This is a genomic window from Vibrio sp. 99-8-1, from assembly GCF_013114595.1.
In the GTDB taxonomy this organism is placed as follows: Bacteria; Pseudomonadota; Gammaproteobacteria; order Enterobacterales; family Vibrionaceae; genus Vibrio.
Map to the genome: position 1 here is coordinate 43,078 of NZ_VTXE01000027.1, position 19,115 is coordinate 62,192.

Sequence of the window (19,115 nt, forward strand, 5' to 3'; positions counted from 1 at the left end):
TAAATCTCACATTTATTAAGCTACTTATATCCAGAAAAGTATAAATTTCATTAATTTCCTGATGTGTACAATAAATAAGCAAACTAAAATATTCATAATAACTTATTGTTTAATATAAATTTAAAGTAAGTTTCATCATAGTTTATTATCTCAACGATAATAAGATTAAGATCACACTCCAAATTAATGGTTACAATTATCCAGTAAATGCCTCTCTAATGCACTATTCTAATCTCCTTAGCTGAACGAAAATATCTACAGTGACATCAACAGGGATAAAACAATGATTACTGAACTTATTAATAAAGATCTGATTCAGCTCAACCTTACAGCCACCACAAAAGAAGACGTTTTTGAGGAGCTAATAGAGGTTCTATACCAACAACAGCGAATCAGCGATAAAACCCAATTTTTAAAAGACATTCAATCGCGAGAAGAGCTAGGCAATACTGGTTTTGAAGAAGGCGTAGCACTTCCCCATGCCAAAAGCTCTGCGGTAATAAAACCCGCTGTAGTCATCGGTATAAGTAAAACCGGTGTTGATTACGGTGCTGAAGATGGCAAGCCATCTCGTCTGTTCTTTATGATTGCCTCACCAGAAGGTGGGTCAGACCATCACATTGAAGTGCTGGCGGAACTCTCATCAAAATTAATTGAAGAGGGCTTCATTGAGCAATTCCTTAACGCCACATCTGAAGATGACGCACTGGAACTGCTACTAAAAAAAGTTGAACCACAACATGCCGCAGTCGCAGCTGATCAAGGCTTTATTATTGGCGTAACGGGTTGCCCAACCGGTGTTGCACACACCTATTTAGCCGCGGAAGCATTAGAAAAAGGCGCAGCTCAACTTGGTTACAAAATTAAAGTGGAGACTAACGGCTCCATCGGTGTGAAAAACTCTCCTAGCCAAGAAGAGATCGATCAAGCTGATGCGATTATTGTCGCCAGTGACAAACAAGTTGATATGAATCGTTTTGCCGGCAAAAAGCTCATTGAAACCGGAGTTAAAGCACCAATTAAAGACGCTGAAGGGCTGATTAAAGAAGCATTGGACGCTCCTGTGTTTAAAGGCGATGGCAAAGCCAGCAACGCAAATTCAAACAAACCCTCTAATGCCCGAAACGACCTTTATCGCTATCTGATGAATGGTGTATCACATATGATCCCATTTGTTGTAACAGGGGGTCTATTAATCGCTCTCGCACTTGCTATTGGTGGCGAACCTACTGAAGCGGGTATGGCTATTCCAGCAGGTAGTCTGTGGAACAAAGTGCTCGATGTTGGTGTTGTTGCCTTTACACTAATGATACCTATTTTAGCGGGTTACATCGCTTACGCTATTGCCGATAGACCAGGATTAGCACCCGGCTTAATTGGTGGCTGGATAGCGAACAACGGCTCTTTTTATGGTGCTGAAGCAGGTACTGGATTTATCGGTGCCATTATTGCTGGTCTTCTAGTGGGTTACTTTGTTCGATGGTTAACAAGCATCAACTACCATAAGTTCATTCAGCCTCTTGTACCAATAATGATTGCGCCTATAGCCGGTTCATTATTTATCTCTACTCTATTTATATTCGTTATTGGTGCGCCAATTGCTAGCCTAATGGACAGCTTAAACGCACTACTGACTAGCATGAGTACGGGTAACGTTGTTCTGCTTGGTATCGTATTAGGTGGTATGGCTGGATTTGATATGGGTGGGCCATTTAACAAAGTGGCTTTCCTATTCTCTGTAGGGATGATTGCTAGCGGTCAAACACAGTTTATGGGTGCAATGGCTTGTGCAATACCAGTAGCACCATTGGGCATGGGCTTAGCGACAGTATTAGGACGTAAACTAGACTTGTTTGAAGCGTCAGAAACAGAGGCAGGTAAAGCCGCTGGTGCGATGGGCTTAGTGGGTATCTCGGAGGGGGCAATTCCATTTGCCGCGCAAGATCCTATGTCTGTCATTCCAGCCAACGTACTTGGCTCTATGGTTGCAGCAGTGATGGCCTTCACCTTTGGTATCACCAACAGTGTTGCTCATGGTGGTCCGGTAGTGGCATTACTTGGTGCGATGAACAAACCTCTACTCGCATTAGTCTGCATGGCAGCAGGGTCAGTAGTAACCGCATTAGTCTGTATTACGCTGAAAAAAATGCGCCAAGGAAAAACCGCTAGCGCATTAGCTTAAAATAGCTATCTTCCAAACCATTAGATACATCAAAAACTGTCCCTTTATTGGGACAGTTTCATAAATACAAATAATGACGAACTCTTAATCCTCAACAAAATTGTATTAAACTTGTATCAAAGCTACATTTTAAAAACTAAATCACGTAAACTATGCGGATTTTCTGTTGTAAGACTTTAAGGGATGTCCATGAACCATCAATACTTTTTTCCAATGAAAAACGTTATCCAAGATTACGCTTGGGGAAGTAAAACGTCGATAAACACGCTTTTTGATATCGACAATCCAGAAAACAAACCACAAGCTGAAATCTGGATGGGGTCACATGCTAACGGTTGTTCAACCATTGTTGAAAATGGTGAAGCACAACCTCTTTCTGATTTTATTGCTTTAGATAAATCCGGTATTTTATCCATCGAGACCGATACTCAATTTGGTGAGCTTCCTTACTTATTTAAAGTGTTAGCGGCAGAAAAAGCCCTTTCCATTCAGGTTCATCCTAGCAAAGAGCAAGCAGAAGAAGGCTACCAAAGAGAACAACAGCAAGGTATTGCCAAGGACGCAGCCAATCGCAATTACAAAGATCCTAACCACAAACCAGAACTGGTTTACGCCTTAACCAACTACGTTGCCATGAATGGATTCCGCGAGTTTAGCGATATCGTCCAGCAATTTAGTCAGCTAGCGATTGATGGTATTGCTCCACTGGTTGAGGCTTTTGCCCAGTCAAATGATGAGCAAGGGCTACGTTCATTCTTTCGTGACATTCTCTCGCTAGAAGGGGATGTAAAAACAGAAGCAATTAATGATTTGCTCAGTTTTGCTAGTCAAAACCAGTCAAACGAGTTATTTGCCTTAATTCTCGATCTTGCTGAACAGTACCCAGGCGATATTGGGTTATTCTGCCCTCTAATGCTCAATGTACTCACCCTAAAACCGGGACAAGCGATGTATTTAGACGCGTGTACACCTCATGCCTACATTAAAGGAACAGGGTTAGAGATTATGGCAAACTCGGATAATGTATTACGCTCAGGACTGACACCCAAATATATGGATGTAGATGAACTGGTAAAATGCACCGTATTCAAGACCAAACCGGCCGAACAACTGCTTAATCACCCTATTGAACAAGATGGTGGTCAGTTCTACTCCGTTCCCGTGGATGATTTTAAGTTCGCTATTTTCGAGAACATAGATGAGCACACGTTAACAACGCAGAGTGCTGAGATTTTAATGCCATTAGATTCCGACCTGCTCCTTAGTCATCACAATGGCGAAACATTAACGCTGACCAAAGGCCAATCTGCCTTTATTCCTGCTTACACAGGAAAGTACCAGATCAGCGCTAAAGGTCGTGTCGCGAGAGCGTATAATTAACGACAAAACAAAGGCTGTAATATTTCTATTACGGCCTTTAACCCAAAACTAACCGCAATTAAAACCAAATAACAAAATCTCTATTCGTTACTATTTTGTCGACACATAAGGCTTACTGCCAATGTTTGCGCTAAGTACATAGATGAACTCAGCGATCGAAATCCCATAACTTCCCCTTCCTGCACTTCGAAACAGACATCGATCATGCTGCCTTGAGCACTCATTTGGTTGTCAGTTATTGCTACTACAGGAACGTTTCCTTGATGTGCAAGCTCAATAATACTGGTCGTCTCTTCCGCATACGGACTAAAAGTTACGGTAATTAAAACGTCATCAGATGTAATTCTACGCGTCATGGGTTTAAGCATCCCACCAGTATCATCAAGCAGAACAACATCGTTATCAGATTTAAGCAAAGCGTACCAAAGGTAATAAGCCACAGGGTAAGCACGACGCAAACCGTGAAGATATATAGTCCCAGCGTTATTCATCAGTTCAACAGCACGTTCAATTTTTTGAGGAGATATTGAGACTTGGAGCTGCTCTATGGCTTCAACATTTACATGACCATAATCCTGAAAGATTGCCTGAGTTGAATTTACAGGCAGATCATCATGTTTTTGTGCCTGTCGAACTCGCTCTCTATAATCCCTTGGTCTATTTAGGTATTGATCACGAAACAGGACCTGCATTTGACTAAAGCCACTAAAGCCCATCGCATTTGCGAATCGGCTAAGTGTTGACAAGGGTACATTGGCTTTTTCTGCAATCGATGCCATTGTTTCAACCGCAACAAACATTGGCTGAGCCATCAAAAAATCAGCAACTTGCTGAAGTCGTCCACTCAGCGACGAATAACGTTTTACAATATGGTCACGTAATGTATCCAGATCACTGTGTGGAGAATGAGAAGTCATTGTTTTTTATCCGTTGTAAAAAGTTATTGAATCAATGTTGAGTAAATAATTAAAGCCCAAGCGATGGCTCGGGCCGTTATTTTACGATAATAATTCAAAATTACGAATTGCTTCTTCTCTTACATGAGGCATTGCTCGACGCATAAAGTAGATTCTATCGAACTTAGATGGTTCATTGTTCATATGGTCGCGTAAATTATGCCCAAGTGCCTGACGCAGACAGGTACCAATGTTAAATTTTGCTACTTTGCTTTGTTTAAGCTTTAACATATCTTCATTGTTAATTCCGCTAGTACCATGAATAACCAACGGTTTATTGACTTTAGCGGCTATTTTATCAAGCAAACCAAAATCAATTTTACAGGTAGGTGTTGTTAAGCGATGAACATTTCCAACAGAAATTGCAATACAATCAAGATCCGCTTGCAGAGAAAACTGCTCTGCCTGATCTGGGTCAGTATAAATTGACCTTATATGATCTCGACCTTCTTGATATGGAACCGAACCTATCTCACCTTCAATAGAAGCCCCGCATGCATGAGCAACCTCCGCTACCTTTTTACTACGGCTGATGTTTTCTTGCATAGAAAGCTGCGAACCATCAAACATAACAGAACTAAAACCGGATTTTAACGCACGATAAATAACGCTTTCTTCATAGGTGTGATCGAGATGCAGCACTACAGGAACAGAACTTCCAGTCGCGAGTTGTCTAAACATAGCAGCAGCGGTATCAACACCATAAAACTCAATAACATCTTTATTGCAAGCTAATATTACGGACTTTTGTTTCTCTTCTGCCGCATCAACAACCGCTCTGGCATCTTCATAACCAAAAACATTAAAACAAGGCACTGCATAATCGGATATGCTGGCCTGAGGCAAAACTTCATTTAATGTTACTAACATTCGAAGCCCCCCTTTACTTAAACTTAGCAATCATATCTTTAATACCCGGAATAGTATTAACTTGATATTCATGGTGCGGATCAAAATGCTGAATCAATGATTTAGATGTTTCACCTACAATGATGGTGAAGTAATACATCTCATACCCCGGAGCAGCAACGCTAGGGTGGTAACCTTTATCAATAGCAATAACGCTACCCGTTCTAACATGGTATACCGGGCCGAAATCATCTTCATGTTCGTAAAGAAACTGAGCTCCAAATCCTTGATCAGGATTGAAACGAAACTGGTACACTTCCTGATAATTAGTTTCCATTGGTGGACGTTCTTCATCATGCTTATGGGGAGGAAAACCAGACCAACCTCCAGCCCCAACGGTAAACAACTCACTAACGAGTAAGCGTCCTCGTTTGTCGGCATTTGATTGCCCAAGAACGTGCTTTATCTTCCGATGCGTTTTAGTTTCATCAGATCCATATTGAACCATATCAACGCTTTCCTGCGTAACTGAGAATGGTTCAAGCACCTCATCATAAACACCACCCGCAATCATAATATCAGCACTATTACTTTCGCAGGTAATCACAGCTTTCATTCCTACAGGTACATACACAGACTCTGGATGACCTTGCCAGACACTGCTTCTCTTGCCTATGTTAACAAAGACTTTATCCGCAACTTTTATGCTGCATGTGCCCCCCGCCAATACAATGGCAGATTCGTACCCAGAGATACAATGGGTGAAGCTCTCCCCTTGTTTTAATTTAACTTGGTTGAAGTAACATAAAGGTGTTACTTCATCATTGATACCGATAATTGGTTCGTTCCTATTATCAAATGGCGCTATATGCTTTCCCATATCCATCTCCACTTCCAATCAATCATCAGAAGGTTACTGTCTAATAAATGTCTCTAATTAATTCCTAGCGCACAGTCCAAATCACCTGTATTAAAAGCTAAAAACTTGAATTTATTTCTATAAATTACCGTTCTTCCTGTAAGCGACATCTCTACTCTCTGTCATGAATGAACTTAAATAGCTCAGACTGAGATGGCATGGCTTCGGTACAACTGGTTCCACTTACATTAATAGCCGCAGCGGCAGTTCCATATTTCACACCATCTTCTAGGCTTCCACTGTTAACCAAATTCCATATAAGTGCGCCAGCAAAGGAGTCACCTGAACCAAAAGGTTTTTTTGCTTCAACAGGAAATATGCCTTGCTGAAACTTATACCCGTCCTTGCAATATACCTTGCTGCCAAGCTCTCCCGCTTTTATCACTACCACCTGAGTATTCGCGGTTAAAAAACGCTCCGCTGTATTATCGTCGTCCGCATTATCTGGTGCAGAAACTGTTTCCATCATGTCAAACTCTTCACGATTACCAATGACAATATCGGACAGTTCAGCTGCGATACCATAATAAATAGATGCATCCACATCGGTACGCCAAGAGTACGGACGATAGTCCACATCTAATACAATTACAGTGTCATTGTTTCTTGCATACTGCATCGCCAATAGGGTTGCCTCACGACTAGGGCTTTGCGATAAAGCAGTCCCCGTTATCACCAATATTTTTGCACTGGCAATATAACTTTGATCTATTTGTTCTGGTTTAAGGGTGAGATCAGAAGCGTTGTTTCGATAAATCAGCACGCCACAATCAGACGGCTTCATTTCTGTAAATGCGACAGATGTACATGAACCAGATGCGTCTTTCATCATGCCGGAAAGGTCAATATCTAGGCTTCGCATATAAGAACAGACATAGTCACCAAACATGTCATCAGCAACGCAGCCAATAAAACCGACTTTAGAACCTAGTTTGCTTATCGAAGCCGCTATATTTGCGGCTGAACCACCGACAAATTTGTTAAAGCCCGTGATGTCTGCTACATCGGTGTTTAGCTCGCGGGCGTAGAGATCAACACCCGCGCGGCCTAAAACGATAGCATCAAGAGCGCGTTCTTCCTGAAATACTATTTTAGTCATTAAATTTTACCCACTTTGCATCATCAGCAGCAGACTCAACACATTTTTCACAAAGGCGTACACCTTCTATTCCTGCGTCGATATCTGGAAACCATGTTTTTGTAATCGTTTCTTGATCATCGTTATCTGCAGCTTTCATAACGATCGCGTATCGGTGATACAAGTTTGCCCATGACTCGAAAAAACCTTCCGCATGGCCACCACCGATTCTGTTCGCAGCAATACCCTCAACTTCGTTGTACAGATAACTCATACCTCTATCTAATAATCGTGGGGGCTCACCCTGAATTTCGTAGCTAAGTTGATTTGGATGTTCATCCCACCACTCAACACTTGCTTTAGAACCAACAATACGAATTTTTTGTTGATGCACACCACCCGCGTTAACGGCACTTGCCCAAAGGGTGCCTACGGCACCATTTTCAAACTCCATCATTACATGAGCGTTGTCTTCTAAAGGAGAACGAGATTTGATAAAGCTTTGGCGCATACAAGCTAACCGATCAACTTTTAGTCCTGTCATCATTTCACACAGATAATAGGCATGAGTTCCAATGTCACCTAGTACATAAGTTGGACCAGAGACTTCTGGACTAACTCGCCATTTCAATCCCGGATCATTTTTTTCGTATTCTTCATTATGGAATCCATGGGCAAATTGCATGTTAATAACGCGAATTTCACCTAAATCTCCACGTTTGATCATTTCACGAGCCTGATGAACCATTGGAAATCCGCTATAACCATACATAACCCCAATAATACGATTATTTTTCTGCGCGATTTCTTTTAGCTCTTCTGCTTGCGCAGAAGTAAACGTAATCGGCTTTTCGCAAACAACGTGTAGCCCAGCATTAAGCGCGGCTTTGCATATTTCATAATGAGTGCTGTTTGGTGTAGCTACAGAGACAACCTGTATACCATCCTCTCGCTTCGATTCTGCTTCGAACATCGTTTTGTAGTCGGAATAGCAGCGATCTTCTTCAATACCCAAATTAATACCAAAATCACGGCAACGTTGAGCATCGAGGTCAAATGCACCTGCAACTAGCTGAAATAAGCCATCCCTTTGAGCACCACTACGATGTGCATAACCAATTTGGCTACCACGACCACCGCCGACCATTGCCCAGCGATAAGCGTGATCAAATTTGCGTTCTTCATTAAACATGTTGTGCCTCCTAGAGTAGTGATGGCTTATCTACTCCATCACTACCAAATTTAATTAATTTCATAGATGTATACGTGTTAACTAAATACCACGACGCTGATGGTTTTTACCTTCAAGCCAATCAGACACTTTCTGCTCGGTGTGCTTGTTATCTGCTACCTCTGGTAAACCTACTTCCCACCAGCAATCACATTTCGACCATGCAGCCGGAGAAACCGGGTCAATATCAAGTACGATGACATACGTTTTATCTGACGCTTTTGCTCTTGCAAATGCCGCTTCAAAATCACCAATAGAGAACAACTTTTCGCTGATGGCACCTTGTGCTTCAGCATGTTTTGCAAAATCGACTCTAGGTAAGTCGGAATCTGGACGACGACAGTCTTGCAACAAGTTATTAAACGACTCATTACCGGTATTGTTTTGCAGTTTGTTGATCACAGCAAAACCACCGTTATCACAAACAACGACAATCATTTTGTGTCCGCTTAAGACGGAGGAGTAGATATCTGAGTTCTGGATTAAATACGAACCATCACCAACTAAAACAACTACATCATTTTCCGGATTAGCGATTTTTGCTCCCCAGCCCCCTGCAATTTCATAGCCCATGCAGGAAAATCCGAAATCGATATCAAACTTACCTATCTGATAGTTTTGCCAGTTCATGGATAACTCAGCAGGAAGTCCACCTGCTGCAGTAAGCACGGTATCCCCCTCTTCCATTAAGCCATTTACTTTGCCGATAACCTCAGCGTACGAAGAGGTTCCTTCGATTAACTCTCCAGGTTGTGGATGGGTGCGCTTTTGCACAACTGTTTTCCATTGTTTAGTAAGCGTAAGCGCAGTATCAGCCCAACTCTGTTCGCTACTCCAGTCATTCAATAATTTAGAGAGTTTACTCATCGTCACTTTCGCGTCACCGAGCACAGGAATAGAGAGGTGTTTAATAGCGTCAAATTTAGCGACATTAATACTGATTAAAGAGAGTTCTGGATTACGAAATATTGACCAAGAGCCAGTTGTAAAATCTTGCAATCGTGTACCGATGGCCAATACAACATCAGCATGATTGGCGAGATAATTTGCAGAGTCGGAGCCCGTAACGCCAATCGGTCCAGCGTTAAGCGGATTAACCTGAAGCATAGTGGCTCTACCAGCAATGGTTTCTACCACCGGAATATTATGCTTTTTAGCAAACTCTGCTAGCTCATCGGTAGCGAGTGAGTAATGAACACCACCACCAGATACTATCAAAGGCTGCTTTGCCTTCATCAACGCCTGTTTTGCCTGCTGCAACATTTCCATTTCAGGTTCAGGACGTCGTATACGGTGTATTTTTTCTGCAAAAAACCGTTCGGGATAGTCGTAAGCGACACCTTGAATATCCTGCGGAAGACCGATGAAAACAGGCCCGCAAGTCGCAGGATCTAACATGGTATCTAAGGCATGAGGTAACGTATGCATAAGCTGAGAAGGAGAGATGACTCGGTCCCAATACCGAGTCACGGGTTTAAAACAATCGTTACAGGTAATCGATGGATCATGAAAGTTCTCTGCTTGCTGTAAAACAGGATCAGGCAAACGGCTAACGTAAGCGTCCCCAGAAATTAAAAGCAGAGGTAGGCGATTAGTATGAGCAATACCCGCAGCCGTTACCATATTTGTAGCACCTGGGCCTATTGAACTGGTCGCGATACCGATTCTTTGTCGCTTATTCGCTTTCGCATAGGCGACAGCGGCTGTCGCCATAGACTGTTCATTTTGTCCACGCCAAGTGGGGATCTGCTGCTCGATATTTTTAAGCTGTTGGCCAAAACAGGTCACATTTCCATGACCAAAAATAGCAAATGCACAACCAAATAATTGTTCTTCTTTACCATTTATATTAATTTTCTGAGCCGCTAGATATTTAGCCAGCGCTTGTGCAACAGTAAGTCGGATCGTATTCATCTTTTCTCCATATATAAAATGGCGCCCATACCTATAGTCAATGCGCCGTCATCTGACGCAAAGACAACCTAATAGGCAGTGGTTACTATGATGTCTATTTTACAAGTCATACTTTTTGGCATAACCAGAGATGTTCTCATAGGCGAGTTTCGCATAGGTAAGTGGATTTGCTTTAGCCGGATCTTGCTCTGCTTCCACCAATAACCAACCTTCATAATCACGCTCTTTAAGTGCTGAGAAAACATCATCATAATCTACGTCACCATCACCTGGGACGGTAAATACGCCATCTAAAACTGCATTTAAAAATGACTTGTCCTGATCACGAGCGGCGTTCATAACGTCAAGACGCAAATCCTTAAAGTGCATATGACCAATACGGTGTCCCCAACGCTTAATCATTGTTACTGGGTCACCACCAGCAAACGTTACATGCCCAGTGTCTAGAGTCAGAAAAACCGAAGGACCAGTAAGTTCCATGAGCATATTAATATCATCTTCTGTTTCACAGATAGTGCCAACGTGATGATGAAAAGAGAGTTTGATACCATGCTCGTTGAGGAGGTAATCGGAGACTGTCGTTAATCTGTTTGCATAAGTTTTCCACTCATCCATTGTCAAGATAACTCTTTGAGACAGAGGTGTATTAATGTCGCCATGAACAGTATTGCTCACCTCTCCAAACACCATAGCTTTACAACCCGCTGCATTTAATAATCTTATGTGCCCTTGCAGCGCTTCAATCTCTTGCTCAGCCGTTAACTTCATTAAGTTGCCGCTATACCAACCAGACGCCAATACCAAGTCGTGTTGTTTTAGCAATGGCACTAATACTTCTGGTTCACGAGGGTACTTGGTACCTAGCTCAGTACCGGTAAAACCCGCTTCTGACATTTCAGTCAAACACCTCTCTAGTGGAATTTCACCACCCAATTCTGGCATATCATCATTTGTCCAAGTCAAAGGGCTAATTCCAAATTTCACCTTACTCATGCTTGTTCTCCAAAATAGTAAATGTAGGGGGTACGTTATCAATCGGTCTTTACGTACAGAGACAATAATTGATAAACAACTAAAGTTAAGACCTTTACGTGAATGTTAACATTTATGAGCGAGCATACTCTTTTTTTTAATGAAATGAAAAATATTTTTCACCAGGAGAAAAGAGAACAATTAAAATGAATAATATATTTCAGGCCTTGAAATACAAGGCTTAACAGCTGACAAGGATTAAATCAAACCCAATAACTAACCCTTTAAAAACAAAATCTTATAAATTTCACTCTAAATAAGCTCAAAGATTATTTTTTTGACCAACTTAACATTTTATTATGCTAACGATGAAAGTAACTTATTCGTCTCACTCGATTAATGATTAGAGAACCGAGAGGTTATGAAAATTATTTATCAACAACATATTCATCATTTTCAGGTATAGATCAACAGACCATCACCAAGGAGTTTTAGACCAGAAAGGAATAGAAAGAAATAGCACAATTGGTAGATTTGATTTTGATTAACCCGAGACAGCAACCATACCCCAAGCTTTACACCAATAGGTGCAATAGGCATCAGAACCAATGCTGTAGTTAGGTTAACCGAGCTAAATTCCCCCAGTAAGGTATAAGGGATGAGCTTGAAGATATTAACAATGCCAAACAGTACCGCCATTGTACCTATCAATGTAACTTTACTAAGTCGTTGAGGCAGTAAATAAATACTAATAGGCCCTCCGCCCGCATGTATTGCTGTGCTGGAAAAACCACCCAATAGACTCCAAAAATAACCGCTATATTTGGATGGTTTACTAACCTCTACCGAGAAAAACCAATATTGCAAACAAAATAGTAAACAGAGTATTCCTAGTAAAATCTTAAGTCTGTACTCAGATATATCTTTTAAAAAAACACCGGCAATAGCAATTCCAATTAAAGCGGCAGGTAACATAGTTTTAAGCAATCGATAATCACAGTTTACGGCGTGATGTTTTATCGCAAATAGGTCCATCACACATAAAATAGGTAACATCACCGCCGCGGCTATACTTGGAGAGGTTGTCATTGCCATCAAGGGAACCGCAATAACACCTACCCCACCACCTAAACCCCCTTTGCCAATACCATATATGAGCAACGCTGGGATCGCAGTAACATAAAACCAGAGATCGGTAATCACACTCAGTTAGCCAAAGCCTTTCAACTTTAAAAACTGACGACTGCGCATAATATCCCGCAGCGTAGCGTCAGAGTTGCGCGGATCACGCTCTTGCTCTATGGTGATCCAGCCTTGATAATCAATATCAAGTAGAGCTTGCTGAACTTTATTATAATCAATTGCGCCTTCACCAATAGGACACATAATTCCTTGAGAACACGCTTGCCAAAATCCAACTTGATTATTAATTGCCTGAGTTAACACATGCTGATTTATATCTTTAAAATGCACATATTCGAGACGTTTCGCGTAATGCATAAGGCTCTGCTCAGGATTCATTCCCGCATAATACAAATGACCAGTATCTAAGCAGAGTCCGATGTCTTCATGACTAAGTTGAGCGAGGGCTTTATCCAATTCATCTTTATACTCTATATATCCTCCAGCATGCGGATGCAACACGGGTCGAACCTCATATTTTTCAGCAATAGTGCAGATCTGTTTAATCGTATCCATCATAACATTCCAGCACTCTTCATTTAGGCGAGGAGCTTGTTCTGATCGTCCCGCATAGTGACTACGAATCTCATTGACACAGTCAATCACAACCAACTTATCTGCTTTTATCGCCTTAAGTAAGCGACATAAGGTTTCCGTCTTCTGTAAGATAACCGCTTGTTTTTCGGTAACGGATAAAGGCTCAAAAATAGTACCAGCACAAACTGTAAGCGCTCTGCCATACAACTCTGTTTCGATCATATCTGCATCTAACGGCAGATAACCGTAAGGACCAAGTTCTAACCCGTTATAACCAGCTTCTTTTGTTTCATCTAATACGGTTTTCCAAATCGGATTATGAGGGTTATCAGGAGATTCAACACCCCAACAACATGGGGCACAAGCAATTGAATAAGACATAGTTCATTCCTTAGTTGCTAACGCGTGAGGTCCTCAACAGGCTATTACACGCTTCGATTAGTGACATCAGCTTATCTGTTTGATTTTTGTTATCCCAGACCAACACACAAGTTCCAACCAAAGGCTCTTACTCGTCAATCAAACGCTCTGTTTCCTCAGCAATCATGCACCGATTAATTCTATACAAGCCAGTTCAATTTCAAAGCTCACACCGTTATCGAATCAATTATAATTGAGCTCTTCCTTATAAGATCGCTTGCAACAAACAACTGCTTCACTTTTGATTTATTCCAAAACAAAACCTTACCTTACCGGTTCTCTACACGATTATTGGTCTTTCTTACTTTACATGTAAATAACTTGAAGATCACCAACCGAATGAAAAATATTTATCGCACACTCACCATTCTGGAAATCAGTAAAACAAATATTTCATTATAAGAGTTGTTACTAACTATAAAATTTAATACAAATACAACAACAAATAATGTTCTTATAAAACATCATGTTAAGGATTTTATGTTTTTGAAATGTTAATTCTAATGAGATCAAGATAACATTTCCGAACATAAATCACTCAACGCTATGGTCAGAAATACAACAAAGGAATAGTATTAAAAGCAGTCAAAATAAAAAATATTTTTCACACCAATGAAAGATACATAACCCTAGCTAAAATCTGATTCTTTTAGCAAAAATTTGTTTAGTTCGGTACTAAACAAGCAAATGACTATAAAAACAAGGAGGCAAAAAATGCCATCAATAACAATTGGATTAGCACATTTTTACAAAGCAATCTCGACAATGGCAGAGCGAACGAAAAAAGGAATTCGTCTATTCGTTACAACAATCAGCTTATTAGGGCTTGTTGCTTGTGGTGGCGAGAAAGCAGAAGATAACGTCACCACAATCGGTGTAGCAATTCCAAACTTTGATGACACATTCTTAGTAAGCTTGAAGTCAGCAATGGAGAGATATACTCAGGAAAAGTATCCTGGAAAAGTCGAGTTGATCATTGTTGATGCGAAAGAAGATACCGCAAAACAATTGGGACAAATCCAGAATTTCATCGTTCAGCAAATGGACGCCATCATTTTAGTTCCCGTAAATACTGAAGCAACTCAGCCTATGACTGATGCCATTCAAAAAGCAGGCATTGAGCTGGTCTATTTGAACCGTCGCCCTTCTTATCTACCTGATGGAGTTTCTTATGTAGGATCTGATGAAATTAAGTTTGGTGAAGCTCAGGCCCGATATGTCGACGAACATAGTCAAGGCGGTAACATTGGTATTCTGATGGGCATGATGACAACAGAAGCTGCGGTACTACGAACTCAAGGTAATGAAGACTACTTTAAAGGCAACCCTAACTATAACGTTATTCGTAAACAAACTGCTTTGTGGCAACGTTCTCAAGGCATGATTGTTATGGAAAACTGGATAAGCTCTGGAGACAAATTAGACGTTATTCTTGCCAATAATGATGATATGGCACTAGGCGCAATTCAAGCATTAAAGGCCGCAGGCAAGCTAGATAAGACAATGGTTATTGGTGTCGATGCAACACCAGATGGAGTCATGGCGGTGAAAAATGGAACACTTGACGCAACGGTATTTCAAGATGGCGCGGGTCAGGCTCGTGGCTCAATTGACGCGGCAATGGATGCAATCAATAAGAAACCACACGAAAAAATCACTTGGATCCCAGCAGAATTAGTAACGAAAGACAACTTAGAAGAATTCATGGCTAAAAAAGGCTAACAAGGATTGTTGATAAAGCTACTTTCTCAAATATAGAACACATAGAGAGTAGCTTATCTGGAGACGTTTTATGAGTGAAGTGGTTTTAGAAATGCGGGGGGTGACCAAAACCTTTCCTGGTGTTAAAGCTTTAGATAATGTCCAGCTGACACTTAAGAAAGGGAGAGTCATGGCCTTGATGGGAGAAAATGGAGCCGGCAAGTCGACGTTAATGAAAGTACTATTTGGTATTTATCAACGAGATTGCGGCACAATTTCATACAACGGAGAAAAAATAGAATTTGATGGTGCAAAAGAATCGTTAGATGCTGGAATATCCATGATTCATCAGGAGTTATCTCCAGTACTACACCGCAGTATTGCAGAAAACATATGGTTAGGTCGTGAACCAACGTCTGGTCCTCTCAGATTAATTGACCATCAAAAAATGTACGATGATACAAAGTTACTATTAGAAAAGCTGGATCTCGATCTTGACCCTCGCCTTCATATGAGTGAGATAACTGTTGCCACCATGCAAATGGTTGAAATAGCAAAAGCTATTTCGTTCAACTCACAAATTATCATTATGGACGAACCTACCTCAGCACTAACCGATAAAGAAGTTGAGCACTTATTTGACATCATTTCCATGCTAAAAAAGAAAGGTGTGGCTGTTGTTTACATTAGTCATAAGATGGAGGAGATCTTTAAAATTTGTGACGATATCACTGTTTTTCGAGATGGCGCTTTTATCGGAGAAAGAGCAGCCAGAGAAACCAATCATGAAGAGTTAGTGAACATGATGGTTGGCCGAGATTTAGGTGACGTCTTTCCTCCGCCAACATCAAAACCTGGAAAAACACGTCTTGAAGTTAAAAATCTATGCACAAAGGGTTGTTTCGAGAATATAAACTTTACCTTACGTGAGGGTGAGATTCTTGGCATCGCTGGACTAGTTGGTGCAGGCAGAACTGAACTGGTTGAAACATTATTTGGCGTTAAGCAAAAAGACTCTGGTGAGATCTGGCTTAATGGTAATCAAGTAGAGATTAAAACACCACATGACGCCATAAACTATAAAATGGCTTTCCTTACCGAAGACCGACGTCAATCGGGTCTATATCTAATGCTAGATATATTCGCCAATACCTCTATTGCGCATTTAGACGCATACAAAAGTAAAGTCACTAATCTTCTAGATATGCGACAAATGAGAAGCGATAGCGGAGAGCAATGCAAGTCGCTAAAGGTGAAAACGCCAAGTTTAAATGAAACCATTGACAACCTCAGTGGTGGCAATCAACAGAAAGTGTTATTGGCTCGATGGATGTTAACCAAACCTGACATTCTGTTTCTCGATGAACCAACACGTGGGATTGACGTAGGCGCAAAATCTGAAATATACAAACTAATGCGACTGCTCACCGGACTCGGTAAAAGCTTGGTCATGATCTCATCAGAACTGCCTGAAGTCATTGGTATGAGTGACAACATTATTGTTATGCACGAAGGCAAAATGAAAGGTTCGCTTACCGGAACCGAAGCCACCCAAGAGAAAATTATGTCTATGGCGCTTCAATAAGAAGCGATATAGGACTATCCGAACAAGGAATTAATGTCATGATAGCCAAAATTATTCAGGCAACGTCTGGTGATAAGTCACCAAAAAATATTAAGCATTTCATCTCGAAATACGCCATTTACTTTGTATTCATAGCAATGTGCGTTGTAATGAGTATTTTATCTCCTGTTTTTCTTTCTGTAGCGAACCTTTTAAATGTAATGACCCAAATGGCGAGTATTGGTCTGCTTGCACTTGGTGTGACTATCATCATTATTACTCGAGGTATCGATTTATCCTCCGGCTCAGTACTCGCGCTTGCTGCGGTTGTCTCTGCCAGTATGGCTCAATCCGTTGATTGGGCGATGCGTATGTATCCAACGATGCCAGAGCTACCGATCATAATACCTATATTAATTGCATTAGCGGTAGGTGCTCTATGTGGACTCATCAATGGCTGGTTAATTGCTTACACAGGAATCCCTCCCTTTATCGCCACATTAGGTATGATGATCGTCGCTCGGGGAGCTGCGCTATTATACTCAGACGGCCGTCCTGTAAGTACTCTAGTAGAGTCTTACCAGTGGATAGGTCAAGGCTCAGTAATGGGTATCCCTGTACCTGTGATCATTTTCATTATAATGGCCTTTATTTCTTATATCTTGCTTAACTACACTCGGTTTGGCAAATACGCTTATGCCATTGGTGGAAATGAAAATGCAGCATACGTATCTGGGATAAATGTAAAAAAATACAAAATTCTCGTTTATACCTATGCTGGTATGCTTGCTGGTATCGCAGCACTTATTCTTGCTGCTCGAATCAACTCTGGTCAACCTGGACTTGGGGTAATGTATGAGTTAGATGCCATTGCCTCAGCGACGGTCGGTGGTGTGAGTCATGCGGGTGGAATCGGTACTATACAAGGTACCATCGTTGGAACCATGATTATGGGGGTTCTGCAAAATGGGCTAGATTTACTAAACGTCTCTGCATATTGGCAACAAGTAGTGAAAGGATTAGTCATTGTTGGTGCGGTTATATTTGATATGAAGAGACAAAAGAAAAGCAAGTAACTGATTTTATTTAAATTAACATGAATAAGTCCATTACAGCAAAAGCCACAGTGATTACTGTGGCTTTTGCTGTATTGAACAAGTGTAATTGTATATGCAATTCATCAATTAAGTTCTTTCTATTAAATTTTCTCTCTACGTTAAAGAAACAATTGTACTAAGTTAGATAACCTCTAAAGTCGCTGGTAAACCGATCATTATGGCTGTCAGTCAATGTCCAACAGGTTCCAATGGCCAGAGTATTTTCACACAAAAACTCTCTAAAAAGAGTCGCCAACTCCTTCAGATACATGAACCAGATCAAATCCTGAATTAAACTTAGTAACAAAGCTCATACTTTTCATAACAATTCGTTACCTTAGTCGTTGTGACAGATAGAATTAGCCACGAATGTATTTACCGTCAACAGAGGAAAAGAATGAAAGAACAAGCACATATCTTAGTGGTCGACGATGACAAAGAGATCCGAGAATTACTCGATAAGTATCTCTCTAAATCTGGCTACTTAGTCTCTGTTGCTGAAGACGGTGATGATATGCATCAGTATATTGAACAACATGGTTATCCAACACTCATTTTGCTCGATATTATGCTGCCCGGAGATGATGGGTTTGCTTTATGCCAGCAGGTACGAAAAAAATCCAATGTCCCGATTATTATGCTGACGGCGGTATCGGATGTAACCGACCAAATCATTGGATTAGAGATCGGTGCTGACGACTATATTGCAAAACCTTTTAATCCCCGCCAACTCGTTGCACGCATTAAAGCGGTACTACGTCGTTTCCAGAAGGAAGATTCAGAGTCAAATACCGACAAGGTGCCTAAAGCAATTAATTTTGGCGCATGGCATCTGGATATCCTAGCCCACAGTCTGCTAAATCAAGAGACCAATGAACAGTTCGAACTCTCAGGCAGCGATTTTGCCTTATTAATGCTGTTTTTGGCCCGACCTAACGAAGTGTTGGATAGAGATACCATCTCGTTTGCAACACGCGGCCGTGCTGCACTGCCGTTTGAACGCGGAATAGATGTCCAGCTAAGTCGGCTTCGTCAACGTTTAGGAGACAATGGGAAACAGCATCAATATATTAAAACCATGAGAGGCAACGGCTATATTTTTACCGCCCCTGTCTCTTATGAGAACTAACCCA

General features: G+C 41.1%; 15 protein-coding genes. 6 read left to right on the plus strand and 9 right to left on the minus strand.

The features are described from left to right. Positions 1-283: 283 nt before the first annotated feature. Together F0227_RS15105 and manA are read left to right on the plus strand one after the other, a co-directional pair. The gene (locus F0227_RS15105) at positions 284-2,182 is read left to right on the plus strand and encodes a fructose-specific PTS transporter subunit EIIC (RefSeq protein ID WP_171754077.1); all 1,899 of its coding nucleotides are present in this window, start codon (positions 284-286) and stop codon (positions 2,180-2,182) included. 183 nt (positions 2,183-2,365) lie between these two features. Beyond that, on the plus strand, positions 2,366-3,562 hold the full coding sequence (gene manA / locus F0227_RS15110) for a mannose-6-phosphate isomerase, class I (RefSeq protein ID WP_171754078.1): 1,197 nt from the start codon (positions 2,366-2,368) through the stop codon (positions 3,560-3,562). 80 nt (positions 3,563-3,642) lie between these two features. Here manA and F0227_RS15115 read toward each other — a convergent pair whose 3' ends face one another. The 9 genes from F0227_RS15115 to F0227_RS15155 form a co-directional block, all read right to left on the minus strand. Beyond that, positions 3,643-4,479, minus strand: a complete 837-nt coding sequence (locus tag F0227_RS15115) for a MurR/RpiR family transcriptional regulator (RefSeq protein ID WP_171754079.1) — start codon at positions 4,477-4,479, stop codon at positions 3,643-3,645. Positions 4,480-4,560: 81 nt separating this feature from the next. Beyond that, a complete protein-coding gene (locus tag F0227_RS15120; RefSeq protein ID WP_171754080.1) occupies positions 4,561-5,388 on the minus strand; it encodes a class II fructose-bisphosphate aldolase in 828 nt (275 codons plus the stop codon). 13 nt (positions 5,389-5,401) lie between these two features. After that, entirely contained in the window at positions 5,402-6,247 is an 846-nt protein-coding gene (locus tag F0227_RS15125; protein WP_171754081.1) for a 5-deoxy-glucuronate isomerase, read from the minus strand. Positions 6,248-6,398: 151 nt separating this feature from the next. Next, positions 6,399-7,385 carry a 5-dehydro-2-deoxygluconokinase gene (iolC, locus tag F0227_RS15130; RefSeq protein ID WP_171754082.1) on the minus strand — a complete coding sequence of 329 codons (987 nt, stop codon included), beginning with the start codon at positions 7,383-7,385 and terminating at the stop codon, positions 6,399-6,401. Then, the gene (locus F0227_RS15135) at positions 7,378-8,556 is read right to left on the minus strand and encodes a Gfo/Idh/MocA family oxidoreductase (protein ID WP_171754083.1); all 1,179 of its coding nucleotides are present in this window, start codon (positions 8,554-8,556) and stop codon (positions 7,378-7,380) included. Before F0227_RS15135 ends, iolC begins: the two co-directional genes overlap by 8 nt. 81 nt (positions 8,557-8,637) lie before the next feature. After that, a complete protein-coding gene (iolD, locus tag F0227_RS15140; RefSeq protein ID WP_171754084.1) occupies positions 8,638-10,509 on the minus strand; it encodes a 3D-(3,5/4)-trihydroxycyclohexane-1,2-dione acylhydrolase (decyclizing) in 1,872 nt (623 codons plus the stop codon). 99 nt (positions 10,510-10,608) lie between these two features. Further along, the gene (gene iolE, locus F0227_RS15145) at positions 10,609-11,502 is read right to left on the minus strand and encodes a myo-inosose-2 dehydratase (protein ID WP_171754085.1); all 894 of its coding nucleotides are present in this window, start codon (positions 11,500-11,502) and stop codon (positions 10,609-10,611) included. 435 nt (positions 11,503-11,937) lie between these two features. Then, entirely contained in the window at positions 11,938-12,684 is a 747-nt protein-coding gene (locus F0227_RS15150) for a TSUP family transporter (RefSeq protein ID WP_171754086.1), read from the minus strand. A 6-nt stretch (positions 12,685-12,690) separates the two neighbouring features. Further along, positions 12,691-13,581 carry a TIM barrel protein gene (locus tag F0227_RS15155; RefSeq protein WP_171754087.1) on the minus strand — a complete coding sequence of 297 codons (891 nt, stop codon included), beginning with the start codon at positions 13,579-13,581 and terminating at the stop codon, positions 12,691-12,693. A gap of 753 nt (positions 13,582-14,334) precedes the next feature. Between F0227_RS15155 and F0227_RS15160 the strand changes: the two genes are divergently transcribed. The 4 genes from F0227_RS15160 to F0227_RS15175 all read left to right on the plus strand — a co-directional run bounded on the left by F0227_RS15160 (position 14,335) and on the right by F0227_RS15175 (position 19,111). Continuing rightward, positions 14,335-15,342, plus strand: coding sequence for a sugar ABC transporter substrate-binding protein (locus F0227_RS15160; RefSeq protein ID WP_171754088.1), 1,008 nt, complete (start codon positions 14,335-14,337; stop codon positions 15,340-15,342). A 70-nt stretch (positions 15,343-15,412) separates the two neighbouring features. Next, positions 15,413-16,906 (plus strand): sugar ABC transporter ATP-binding protein, encoded by a 1,494-nt coding sequence (locus F0227_RS15165; RefSeq protein ID WP_171754089.1) that lies wholly within the window; start codon positions 15,413-15,415, stop codon positions 16,904-16,906. Between the two features lie 38 nt (positions 16,907-16,944). Continuing rightward, positions 16,945-17,961, plus strand: a complete 1,017-nt coding sequence (locus F0227_RS15170) for an ABC transporter permease (protein WP_171754090.1) — start codon at positions 16,945-16,947, stop codon at positions 17,959-17,961. A 418-nt stretch (positions 17,962-18,379) separates the two neighbouring features. Next, complete coding sequence (locus F0227_RS15175; protein WP_171754091.1) at positions 18,380-19,111, plus strand: response regulator transcription factor; 732 nt, start codon at positions 18,380-18,382, stop codon at positions 19,109-19,111. The last annotated feature ends 4 nt before the right edge of the window (positions 19,112-19,115 follow it).

Excerpts from the sequence above, each read along its gene's own strand:
- F0227_RS15105 (WP_171754077.1), top strand. The coding sequence starts at position 284 with ATGATTACTGAACTTATTAATAAAGATCTGATTCAGCTCAACCTTACA.
- manA (WP_171754078.1), top strand. The coding sequence starts at position 2,366 with ATGTCCATGAACCATCAATACTTTTTTCCAATGAAAAACGTTATCCAA.
- F0227_RS15115 (WP_171754079.1), bottom strand. The coding sequence starts at position 4,479 with ATGACTTCTCATTCTCCACACAGTGATCTGGATACATTACGTGACCAT.
- F0227_RS15120 (WP_171754080.1), bottom strand. The coding sequence starts at position 5,388 with ATGTTAGTAACATTAAATGAAGTTTTGCCTCAGGCCAGCATATCCGAT.
- F0227_RS15125 (WP_171754081.1), bottom strand. The coding sequence starts at position 6,247 with ATGGGAAAGCATATAGCGCCATTTGATAATAGGAACGAACCAATTATC.
- iolC (WP_171754082.1), bottom strand. The coding sequence starts at position 7,385 with ATGACTAAAATAGTATTTCAGGAAGAACGCGCTCTTGATGCTATCGTT.
- F0227_RS15135 (WP_171754083.1), bottom strand. The coding sequence starts at position 8,556 with ATGTTTAATGAAGAACGCAAATTTGATCACGCTTATCGCTGGGCAATG.
- iolD (WP_171754084.1), bottom strand. The coding sequence starts at position 10,509 with ATGAATACGATCCGACTTACTGTTGCACAAGCGCTGGCTAAATATCTA.
- iolE (WP_171754085.1), bottom strand. The coding sequence starts at position 11,502 with ATGAGTAAGGTGAAATTTGGAATTAGCCCTTTGACTTGGACAAATGAT.
- F0227_RS15155 (WP_171754087.1), bottom strand. The coding sequence starts at position 13,581 with ATGTCTTATTCAATTGCTTGTGCCCCATGTTGTTGGGGTGTTGAATCT.
- F0227_RS15160 (WP_171754088.1), top strand. The coding sequence starts at position 14,335 with ATGCCATCAATAACAATTGGATTAGCACATTTTTACAAAGCAATCTCG.
- F0227_RS15165 (WP_171754089.1), top strand. The coding sequence starts at position 15,413 with ATGAGTGAAGTGGTTTTAGAAATGCGGGGGGTGACCAAAACCTTTCCT.
- F0227_RS15170 (WP_171754090.1), top strand. The coding sequence starts at position 16,945 with ATGATAGCCAAAATTATTCAGGCAACGTCTGGTGATAAGTCACCAAAA.
- F0227_RS15175 (WP_171754091.1), top strand. The coding sequence starts at position 18,380 with ATGAAAGAACAAGCACATATCTTAGTGGTCGACGATGACAAAGAGATC.